Source organism: Variovorax sp. E3 (assembly GCF_016082275.1).
In the GTDB taxonomy this organism is placed as follows: domain Bacteria; phylum Pseudomonadota; class Gammaproteobacteria; order Burkholderiales; family Burkholderiaceae_C; genus Variovorax.
Genome location: NZ_MOWM01000091.1, coordinates 22,691 through 29,302, shown reverse-complemented (window position 1 = coordinate 29,302; position 6,612 = coordinate 22,691). Strand labels below are relative to the sequence as shown.

The 6,612-nt window shown below is 66.3% G+C and carries 4 protein-coding genes and 3 pseudogenes; 2 read left to right on the top strand and 5 right to left on the bottom strand.

The features are described 5' to 3' along the window. A pseudogene (locus BMG07_RS25970) lies at nt 1-342 on the top strand (RNA helicase); the annotation flags it as partial. A gap of 15 nt (nt 343-357) precedes the next feature. Here the strand turns inward: BMG07_RS25970 and BMG07_RS25965 are convergent. Then, a complete protein-coding gene (locus BMG07_RS25965) occupies nt 358-1,134 on the bottom strand; it encodes a hypothetical protein (protein ID WP_269759386.1) in 777 nt (258 codons plus the stop codon). A gap of 110 nt (nt 1,135-1,244) precedes the next feature. Between BMG07_RS25965 and BMG07_RS45035 the strand changes: the two are divergent. Next, nucleotides 1,245-2,255, top strand: a pseudogene (locus BMG07_RS45035) (endonuclease/exonuclease/phosphatase family protein). A 27-nt stretch (nt 2,256-2,282) separates the two neighbouring features. Here BMG07_RS45035 and BMG07_RS25955 read toward each other — a convergent pair. The 4 genes and pseudogenes from BMG07_RS25955 to BMG07_RS25940 form a co-directional block, all read right to left on the bottom strand. Beyond that, complete coding sequence (locus BMG07_RS25955; RefSeq protein WP_198086956.1) at nt 2,283-3,353, bottom strand: ABC transporter ATP-binding protein; 1,071 nt, start codon at nt 3,351-3,353, stop codon at nt 2,283-2,285. 28 nt (nt 3,354-3,381) lie between these two features. After that, nucleotides 3,382-4,233: a carbohydrate ABC transporter permease gene (locus BMG07_RS25950; protein ID WP_198086955.1), complete on the bottom strand. Its 852-nt coding sequence runs from the start codon at nt 4,231-4,233 to the stop codon at nt 3,382-3,384. Continuing rightward, a complete protein-coding gene (locus tag BMG07_RS25945) occupies nt 4,230-5,120 on the bottom strand; it encodes a carbohydrate ABC transporter permease (protein WP_198086954.1) in 891 nt (296 codons plus the stop codon). The genes BMG07_RS25950 and BMG07_RS25945 overlap by 4 nt, the downstream gene beginning before the upstream one ends. 37 nt (nt 5,121-5,157) lie before the next feature. Continuing rightward, nucleotides 5,158-6,539, bottom strand: a pseudogene (locus BMG07_RS25940) (ABC transporter substrate-binding protein). Nucleotides 6,540-6,612: the final 73 nt, after the last annotated feature.

Here is a 6,612-nt window from a genome sequence, read left to right as displayed (position 1 = left end):
CACCATGCACCGCATCAGCACCAGCAGGCCCATCAGCCGCACGACGAGCGCCAACCGCGCCATCACGGCAACAGCCACAGCCCGACGCAAGCCAACCAGGTCGCGCACCTGCGCGCTGAAGCGGTCGGCGGCGGCGCGGGCCAGCCGGATCCGTTGCGCACCAGCGTCGACCACATGGGTGGCGGCCGTGGCCGCGGTCGCCCGGGTGGCGGCGGCGGTGGTGGCGGCTACGGCGGCAACCGCTCGGGCGGCGGTGGCCGTTCGGGTGGTGGCGGTGGTGGTTACGGCGGCGGCGGTGGCCGCTCGGGTGGCGGTGGTGGTGGCCGTTCGTTCGGTCGCTGATCCACGCTGACGGTCCTAGTACCGGCCAATGAACAAGGGCACTTCGGTGCCCTTTTTCATGGGCGCCCGCTCAGCGTGGCGCTGCCGTGCTCGCCCGGATGTTCTTCGCGATGCGCAGCGCCAACGCGTCGACCGCGTCGTCGTAGCTCTGCGCCACGGCCTGCGGCTGCCCCACCATGTCGCCGAGCTCGCCCAGCGATAGGCGGGATTGCCGGGCACGCTGGTGGGGGTGTCGCCGCCGGCATCGGCGCCGTAGTAGATGGTGTCCGTCCAGACGGTGTCGCCGTCCTTGGCGCTCATCAGATAGCCGCTGATGTTGACGCGCGGCACGTAGTCGTTGGAGAAGCGCGCCGACAGCATGCCGACCTCGTTGAAGTAGACATGCAGCACGGGCAGCGAGGTCTGCAGCTTCGCCAGGTCGATGCTGTCGGGCGAAGCCGGCGGCCGCGCCACGCCTTCGAGCACCTGCGCCTGGTAGCCCTGCGCGTTCAGCTGCCGCACCAGCGCCGCCGTGAACTTCGGCCCCATGTCCTTGCGCACGGACTCCATGCGCTCGTTGAAGTCCGAACCCTTCACGCGATCGGCAATCGACTGCCACAGGACCCCGAGGGGGACACCCTTGTTCTCGGTGTGCAGCTTGGCGATCGGCGCCACGGGGATCACCATGATGCGGGTGACGACGGGCAGGGGCGGCGGCGTACTGGGGCCGGAGCCGCAGGCGGCGATGGCCAGGGTGCCCGCCAGCGCGATCGACAGAAGAATGCGGCGTGACGGGGCGTGATGACGCTTCATTGTTGTTTCCGCTCGCGGCGGCTCCCTGGTTCGTTTTTTATTGCGTTGCGCACGGCCTGGTACAGGGCGGCGTGGCCGGCAATCGTAGCTCGGGACACAATCGTGTCGCCATGACCTACATCCCACCCAACTACGCCACCCTCTTCGTAGCCACCTGCAACCTCCTGAACCTCGCGAACCCGAACCGCGTGTACTACGAGAACCAGGACGCCTACACCGAGCACGAGTACGAGCGAAAGATCGACTGGACCGGCGAGCGCTTTCACGCGCTCAACGCCGACGTGCTGGCCGTGCAGGAGGTGTGGGACGAAGCGGCGCTCAAGGCCTGCATCGCGCGCAGCGGCCTGCGCTACGACTTCGTGTCGGTGCCCGGCGCGGAAAACACGCCGCCGCACACGGGCGCACAAGGCACGCCGCGCGTGGGCATCGCCACGCGGCTGAAGGTGGACGACATCCGCTCCTTCGTCGACTTTCCGCCGGGCTTCGGCGTCGAGGTGCCCGGCCTGGGCGCGCACACGCGCTTCGAGCGGCCCCCCCTGCTGGCCACGGTGCGCATGAAGCACGGCCAGCAGGTGCATGTGCTCACGGTGCACCTGAAGTCCAAGCGCCCCAAGTTCCTGCAGGACGCGCAGGGCAACCACCTCGAGGACCGCGACGACCGCAAGGTCGCGTGATGGCTTCATTGCGCTCGCTGCTGATGCGCGGCGCGGAAGCCGCGGCCCTGCGCTGCATCGTCATCGACCTGCTGCAGGGCACGAACACGCCGCTGGTGGTGATGGGCGACTTCAACGACAACCCGCACAGCGTCACCACGCAGCTGGTGGCGGCCACATCGGAAGTGGCCTACGACAAGGCGCGCGCGACGTGGCGCTGTTCACGCCTACGAGATGCAGGGCGAGTCGGCGCTGAAGAAGGACGTGGCCTATTCGCACATCCATCAGGGCTTTCCGGACGTGCTCGACCAGATCCTGGTGAGCGAAGAGTTCGTGGCGAGCAGCCGCCACAGCCTGGGCGACGTGCGGCGGGTCGACTACTTCAACGACCACCTGCACGAAGGGCGCGACCGCTCGCGCTCCGACCACGGCTTCGTGCGCGCGCTGCTGCGGCTGCGCACCGCCTGAGCCCGAGGGCCCGGGCGCGTCGGCCTGTCAGCCCATGCGCCGGCCGGTCTGCCGGTCGAACAGGTGCACGCTGTCGACATCGATCGCCAGGCGCACGAGCTCGTCGGGCCGTGCGTCGACGCGGCCGTGCACGGCCAGCACCAGCTTGGCTTCGCCGACCTGCACCAGCAGCTCGGTCTCGGCGCCCGTGGGCTCGACCACGATCACCTTGGCCTCCACGGCCTGCGAACCGCCGCCCAGCGTGATGTCGCCGGGCCGGATGCCGTAGTGCACCGACTGGCCGTCGGGCGCCGAGGTGCGGGCCGGCACCGGCCAGCGCGCGCCCTGCGCCTCGACCCAGCACTCGCCACCCGCGCGGCGCACCGTGCCCTCGATCACGTTCATCGACGGCGAGCCGATGAACTGCGCCACGAACAGGTTGTCGGGGCGGTCGTACAGGTCGAGCGGCGTGCCGATCTGCTCGACGATGCCGTCGTGCATCACCACGATGCGGTCGGCCATGGTCATGGCCTCGATCTGGTCGTGCGTCACGTAGACGGTGGTGGTCTTCAGGCGCTGGTGCAGCGCCTTGATTTCGGCGCGCATGGCCACGCGCAGCTTGGCGTCGAGGTTGGACAGCGGCTCGTCGAACAGGAACACCTTCGGGTCGCGCACGATGGCGCGGCCCATGGCCACGCGCTGGCGCTGGCCGCCCGAGAGTTCGCGCGGGTAGCGGCCCAGCAATGCGTCGAGGTTGAGGATCTTCGCGGCGCGCGACACGCGCTCGTCGGTCACCGACTTCTCGGCGCTGCGCAGGCGCAGGCTGAAGCCCATGTTCTCGCCCACCGTCATGTGCGGATAGAGCGCGTAGCTCTGGAACACCATGGCGATGTCGCGGTCCTTCGACTCGAGGTCGTTGACCACGCGGCCGTCGATCATGATCTCGCCGCCGCTGATGTCTTCCAGGCCCGCGAGCATGCGCAGCAGCGTCGACTTGCCGCAGCCCGAAGGCCCGACCAGCACCACGAACTCGCCGTCGGTGATGTCGAAGCCCAGGCCCTTGATGATCTGGACCTTGCCGAAGGATTTCTGGATATTGCGAAAGGATACGGATGCCATCTTGTTGTCCCTGGATGCGTTCGTTCGGTCAGCTCTTGACGGCGCCGGCGGTCAGCCCGCCCACCATGTAGCGCTTGAAGGTGTAGTAGATCGCCGCGGGCGGCAACGCGTAGATGAGGCCGGTGGCCATGAGCAGTTCCCACGGCGAATCATCGGCCGAGAGGAAGTTGCCGAGCGCAACGGCAAGCGTCACGCTCTTGTCGTTGGACAGCAGCAGGAACGCATAGAGGTACTCGTTCCAGGCCAGCAGCAGCGAATAGGTGCCCACCGCCACGAGCGACGGCACCATCAGCGGCAGGTACACGAGACGGAACAGCTGCAGCGGCGAGGCACCGTCCATGCGCGCGGCTTCGTCCAGCTCGTAGGGCAGCTTGTCCGACGCCTGCTTGAGCACCCAGATGCAGTACGGCGAGGCGATGGTCACCATGGCCAGGATGAGCGCCCACTGGCTGTTGAGCAGCCCGTAGTTGCCCATGGTCTTGTACATGGGCACCGCCAGGAAGGCTGCCGGAATGAAGTACGTGAACAGCGCCAGGTTCATCACCGTGCGCCCGCCGCGCACGCGCAGCCGGCTGATGGCGAAGGCCGCGGTGGTGGCCACGAACAGCGTGAGCGCGCCCACCGACAGCGCGATGACCAGCGAGTTCCACAGCTGCTGCCAGAAGTGGTCCAGGTAGAAGTGCTTCTGGTGAAACACCGTGCTGAAGTTCGCCAGCGTGGGCGTGGTCGGCCACAGGTGCCCGGAAGTGGCCGAGTCCTTGGTCGAGAAGGCGAACAACGCCATGTGATAGACCGGAATCAGCGTCCACAGCAGCACCGGGATGCCGATGAGCAACAGCTTGGCCTCGGTCGCTATGGCCTTGGGGGTCCAGCGTTTCATTTCGAGAGCCTCTTCATCATGAAGTAAACAAGCGGCAGCACGAGCGGCATGGCCACCACGATGGATGCCATCGACAGGTCGACCTGGTCCAGCCGCAGGTAGCGGATGCCCAAGGTGGCCAGCACGTGCGTCAGGTCGGCGGGGCCGCCACCGGTCAGCAGGTACACGCTGTTGAAGTCGCCCAGCGTCCAGATCATCGAGAGGATGAGCGAGGTGATGTACAGCGTCTTGAGCGCGGGCCAGCTCACGAAGCGGAACTTCTGCCACGAGGTGGCGCCGTCGACCGATGCGGCCTCGTACTGCTCCGTGGGAATGGCCAGCCGCCCGGCCACCAGGATCAGTGTCCAGAACGGCAGCGACTTCCACACGTGCACCAGCATCGCGAAGCCCAGCGCCAGCGTCGGGTCGTTGAGCCAGTTGGGGCCGTCGGCGCCCGTGAGGCGGAAGATGGTGGTGTTGATCACGCCCCACTCGGGGTTGAGCATGAAGCGGAACGACAGGATGGTGGGAATCGACGGCATCGCCCACGGCAGGATGAAGATCGCCGAGACGATCTTGATCCACCAGCGCGAGGTAACGAAGAAGCCCGACAGCACCAGCGCCACCAGCATCTTGACGTTGATGGCCACGATCAGGAACACGGCCGTGTTGATGACGGAGCGGAAGAAGATCGGGTCTTCGACCAGCTTGACGTAGCTCTGCGGATGGCGCGCGAGCCAGAGCCCGTACCCCACCGGGTAGAGCACGAACACCAGGAAAACCAGCAGGTAGGGCACGACCATCACCGCGCCCCAGAACTGCCAGCGTGCGTGGCGCGCGCCCAGGTTGGCAAGGGGTGCCGCGGTGGTCGCGGCGGCGGGAGCGGAAGCGGTGACGGTCGAGCTCATGGCGTCGGCTGTGGTGCGTTCGTCGAGCGTGCCGCGCTTACTGCGCCGCCACCGTCTTGATGCGGGCGATCATCTCGTCCACGGCCTTGTCCACCGGCACCTTGTCGGTCACGATGCGGCTCATGGCCTTGGCCCAGACGTTCTCGTTGTTGATCACGGTGAAGCGGTAGTTCTTGGTGAACTCGAAGGTCACGGTGCCGGCGGCGTACTGGTTGAACACCGACTTGCGATGCGAGTCGGCCTGCCAGAACGGGCTGGCCTGCCCGCCTTGGTCACGGGGAACCAGCGGCCCAGAGAACCCTCGACGTACGGCGTGAGGTTTTCCTCCTGCAGCAGGAACGACACGAACTCCTTGGCGCGCGCCTTGTTCTTGGCGTCCTTGAACACCACGCCGGTCTTCACCGCGGTGCGGTAGACCATCTTGGTGCCGTCGGGCTTGGTCGGGAAACCGGCCGTGCGGATGCGCTCGGTGTAGTTCTTGCGCGCCTCTTCACGCTGCTCGGCCGTGAGCGTGGCGTTGTTCGAGTCGTCGAGCCACTTGGCCGGCAGCGAGATGGTCGCGTTGTGCGTCATCACGGTCGTCTTGTTGTGGAAGGCGACGTTGTTGTCCGGGTCCTTCCAGCTGGTGGACGAAGGCGGCGTGCAGCCCGTGAGGTAGGGCTTGGTGTAGTCGGTCATGGCCGCGATGAGGCCGGTGCGCACCTTGGGGTCGTCGACCAGCAGCTTGCCGTTGTCGTCGACCAGCTTGACGTTGTAGGCGTCCATGAAGGTCAGGAACGAATAGAACGCGTCGCTCGAGTCCACGCCCATGGGCATGCCGATGCCGAAGGTGCGCTTGCCGGTCTTCTGGCGGCTCGCGGGTTGCACCTTCTCGCACCAGAAGGGCCAGTATTCCTTCCAGGTCGTCGGGATGTCCGACTCCTTGAAGCCGGCCTCGGCCAGCATGTCGATCCAGTACTCGATGTGCATCGTCTGCTGCTTGATCGGGAAGGCGTAGTAGGCCTTCTTCTTCGTCTGGTCGTTGTAGAGGAAGGTGGTCTCGATCGTGTTCGTCGCGAAGCGGTCCTTCATGGGCGTGAGCACGCTGCCGATGTCCTCGAGCTTGCCGTCGAAGGCCCACTTGCCGGTGACCTGGAAGTCGTACACGTCGGCGTAGGCCACGTCGGGCGGGCTGCCCGAGTCGAGCGCGGACACGGTCTTGGGGATCATGTCCTGCACCGGGTACTGCGACAGCTCGACCTTCACGTCCTTGTGCTTTTCCTCGAACTTCTTGATGGCGGCGTACAGCGCGTCGTCCTCCGCCTTGTAGAAGCCCTTGACCCACCAGACGGTGAGTTTTTCCTGCGCGAAGGCGTTGCCTGACGCGATCAGGCCCAGCGCGACCAGCGTCGGCGCAATGAGCGATTTGACGAGTTTCATGGTTTTGTCTCCTTCTCTTCTTGGGTGGAATTTGCTCGGGGCGCGAGCGTAGGGTGAAAGAACCGGGTGCGAA

Excerpts from the sequence above, each read along its gene's own strand:
- BMG07_RS25950 (WP_198086955.1), bottom strand. The coding sequence starts at position 4,233 with ATGAAACGCTGGACCCCCAAGGCCATAGCGACCGAGGCCAAGCTGTTG.
- BMG07_RS25945 (WP_198086954.1), bottom strand. The coding sequence starts at position 5,120 with ATGAGCTCGACCGTCACCGCTTCCGCTCCCGCCGCCGCGACCACCGCG.
- BMG07_RS25965 (WP_269759386.1), bottom strand. The coding sequence starts at position 1,134 with ATGAAGCGTCATCACGCCCCGTCACGCCGCATTCTTCTGTCGATCGCG.
- BMG07_RS25955 (WP_198086956.1), bottom strand. The coding sequence starts at position 3,353 with ATGGCATCCGTATCCTTTCGCAATATCCAGAAATCCTTCGGCAAGGTC.